The sequence below is a fragment of the Mesorhizobium sp. M2A.F.Ca.ET.037.01.1.1 genome, from assembly GCF_003998075.1.
In the GTDB taxonomy this organism is placed as follows: domain Bacteria; phylum Pseudomonadota; class Alphaproteobacteria; order Rhizobiales; family Rhizobiaceae; genus Mesorhizobium.
In genome coordinates this window covers 1-3,081 of sequence record NZ_RZSA01000809.1, presented here as the reverse complement: position 1 = coordinate 3,081, position 3,081 = coordinate 1, and the positions used below count along the sequence as shown (strand labels likewise).

3 protein-coding genes are annotated in these 3,081 nt (G+C 62.8%); 2 read left to right on the top strand and 1 reads right to left on the bottom strand.

What is annotated here, in order from left to right; all coding sequences use genetic code 11:
* Positions 1 to 969 (bottom strand): M23 family peptidase (locus tag EOA27_RS29360; protein ID WP_127257870.1); only part of this gene is annotated, 969 nt, incomplete at its 3' end.
* A 305-nt stretch (positions 970 to 1,274) separates the two neighbouring features.
* Here EOA27_RS29360 and EOA27_RS29355 point away from each other — a divergent pair.
* Together EOA27_RS29355 and EOA27_RS29350 are read left to right on the top strand one after the other, a co-directional pair.
* Positions 1,275 to 2,276 (top strand): sterol desaturase family protein, encoded by a 1,002-nt coding sequence (locus EOA27_RS29355; RefSeq protein WP_126082458.1) that lies wholly within the window; start codon positions 1,275 to 1,277, stop codon positions 2,274 to 2,276.
* A partial coding sequence (locus tag EOA27_RS29350) for a GNAT family N-acetyltransferase (RefSeq protein ID WP_127257868.1) occupies positions 2,273 to 3,081 on the top strand: 809 nt, incomplete at its 3' end. The genes EOA27_RS29355 and EOA27_RS29350, both read left to right, overlap by 4 nt.

Here is a 3,081-nt window from a genome sequence, read left to right as displayed (position 1 = left end):
ATCCATGCCCGTGTGCAGGGCGGCGCTGCCCAGGATCGGGTCCGTGCGTACGCCAAACGGGCTGGTCACTGGATGGCCAGGGGCGGGGTTGGCGAGCGGCAGCTTGCGCGCCTCCTTCTTGACTCCGTCAAGCGCGTCGAGCGCCTCGTCCAGTTCCTTGACCCTGCTGTCGAAAACCAGCGAGGGATCGAGCGGCACCAGTGGGCCGCCGACATCGCTCTTGTTGAGCTCGCTGTCGACCGGCAGGCCCGCGGCTTCCAGCGCCTGGGTTATGGCATCGGCATTCTTGTAGGCGCTGTCGGCAAGCGTGGTGATGCGCGAGAGCTGCTGGCTCTCGATGGCCTTCAGCGAAGCGTTGATCGAGACGAACAGCTTGTCGGCGCGATCGGCGGCCGTTTCAGCATCGAGCGGATCGGATCTTGTCGACCAGAGCGAGAAGGGCCTGGTGTCACCGGCGCTCAAGGATGCGACGGAATAGGTCGGCGCCTGAGAGAGGCTGCCGGTGACCTCTGCGGGTTCATCGCGTTTGGCCGCCGCGGCGCCTGCCGCGGGCGCGTCGCCGACCTCGTTCTCGGCGCGCTCGAGGATCGGGCCGAGCCGCCCGTGGCGCTCGCTGAGCTGGGTCTGCCTGGCCAAGAGTTCGCTGACCTTGGTTTCCATCAGCTGCTGGTCGAGAAGCTGGCGGCTGGTAATGCGGTCGACCTGGGCACGAAGGGCCGAGATGCGGTCCTCATAGGCCTGCTGCATGCGCGCCTGCCTGGCCGTCGTGGCGCCGATCAGGTCGTCGCGCAACACCAGATAGGACGTGGCAAGCAGATAGCCGATGGCGATCGCCGCCAGGGCCGAGCCGAGGAAGGCGGCGAGCCAGGGGCGGATGGTGAAATGCCTTATCTCGTTGCCGCGGGCGATGATGACCGTGTGCGGTTCCTTGCGCCTGCCGAAGACAGCTGACTGACCGGTTGGTTTCACGGGGACCAGGCTTTCGTTACGGGACCAACGACAAGCCTGATTACACATTATTAGGGTTAACAAAGGCTTGCCGGGTCGACCGCGCGGCGCCGAATGCACGCAGCACGGGCACGGGGTTGCGCGTAAATCTCCTGGACGCGGACGCCATGTCGCGAAATCGTTGGCGACGAACTCCAATGTTCTGCCAGGAGCGGCCTGTAGCTCCCAGAGTAAGGCTCGGGTTTCTTAACTCTGTTCGATTGCGTTTAGTTGACGTTTTTCGAGTAAAGGCGTGTTGGTGTTTGGGATTCACCGTGGCGGTAGGAATGCTGGACGATCTGGTTGGCAAGATCCTCGACAAGATTTCGGGCACCAGTCTGCTGGCGACCGGGCTTTTGCTGCTGACTGCCTTTGTCAGCGCGCTTGTAGCCTATTGGCGCACGGTCGAGGAGAAGAGCTGGAAGGAGTTCTTCGAGTTCGTCATCCCGCACGAGGTCATCACCCATCCCTCCGCGAAGGCCGACCTTCTGTTCTGGGTCACGAAGAAGGCCCTGATGCCTTTCCTGATGCTGCCCGCCGGAATCGTCTTCGTCACAGCGGTGGGGTATGGGACCAACTGGCTGTTTTCGACACTGCTCCACTTCCAGCCGCCTCTGACCGAGGGGCCGGCAGGGCCGGTGACGGTTCTGATCTTCACCGTCAGCATGCTCCTCGCCTACGACATTTCCTATTATCTCTATCACGTCGCGCAGCATCGCTATCCGCTGCTCTGGGAACTGCACAAGGTGCATCACTCGGCCGAGGTGATGGTCGGGATCACCAAGGACCGGGTCCATCCGCTCGACGAGTTGATGAACCGAGCCTGGGATGGCATCATCGTAGGGTTCTGCTTCGGCATCTGGTCGCTGATTTCGCTGAACCTTGTCGAACTGACCGTTTTTGGCGTCAACGTCTATGTCATGCGTAACATCCTGATGATGGATTTCGTCAGGCACACGCATTTCAAGATCTCGTTCGGCCCGCTCAACCATTTGATCCTGTGTCCCCACTGGCATCAGTTGCATCACAGCGTCGATCCGCGCCACTACGACAAGAACTTCGGGCTGCTCTTCTCGTTCTGGGACCGGCTCTTCGGAACATTGTGTGTGCCGAGGCCTGACGAGGACTTCACGTTCGGGCTGGTCGACCGCGATGTGCGCGACTATCAGTCGCTCGCAGGCCTCTACGTCATGCCGCTGAAGCGGATGTGGGGACATATCGCCAGGCGCATCCGGCCTGGAAAGCCACGGTCACGCACCTCGCGAGCGTCGGAGGGGACACGGCCATGAACGGTCCCGTTGTGCTCGCAATCCCGCGGACACACACCTTCGAAGTCGTGACGTCGGCGGCGCGCCTGGCCGAGATCGCACCGGCCTGGAGGGCGCTCTGGCAGTGGGCTGGCGGGCTTGTCTTCCAGCACCCGGACTGGATCGCGGCCTGGTGGCGCACCACCCCGCAGCAGGAGCGGCGCGCGCTCAGGATTGGGCTTGCCTGGAACGGCGACCGGCTCGATGGCGTGATAGCGCTCGCGACCTTCAGGCGTTCCGGCATCCGCATACTCGAATGGGCGGCGAAGGATCACAGTGACTATGGCGACGCGCTGGTTGCACCCGACAGCGACCCGCGGGCGATCTCCCGCCTCTGGCAGTATGTTTTTGACCAGGGTGGCTTCGACCTGATCTATCTCAACCGTCTGCTGCCGGATGCCGGTGTTCATGCCCTGCTGGAACCGGCTCATGGCAAGGCGCTTCGGCCCAATCACCGCACCGAAATCAGCTATCGTGTCGCTGGCTCCTGGCAGCGTGGGGCGGAATGGTTCGAGACGTTGTCCAAGAAGGGCCGGCAGAACTATCGTCGTGGCCGCAAGTTCATGGAAGAAAGCGGTGCATTGCGTTTCCGGCTGCTGGACTCGGCGGAGCCGCGAGAGCCGGTGCTCGAGCGCGTCGCGACGTTGAAGCGGCTCTGGCTCGCTCGCCATGGTCGCGCCTCGGATCTGTTCGATAAGGGCTCGCCGGTTCTTGCCGCGCTTACTTCGGTGCTGGCCGACCTCGGGCTGTTGCGCATCTTCGTGCTGGAGCTCGACGACACGATCGT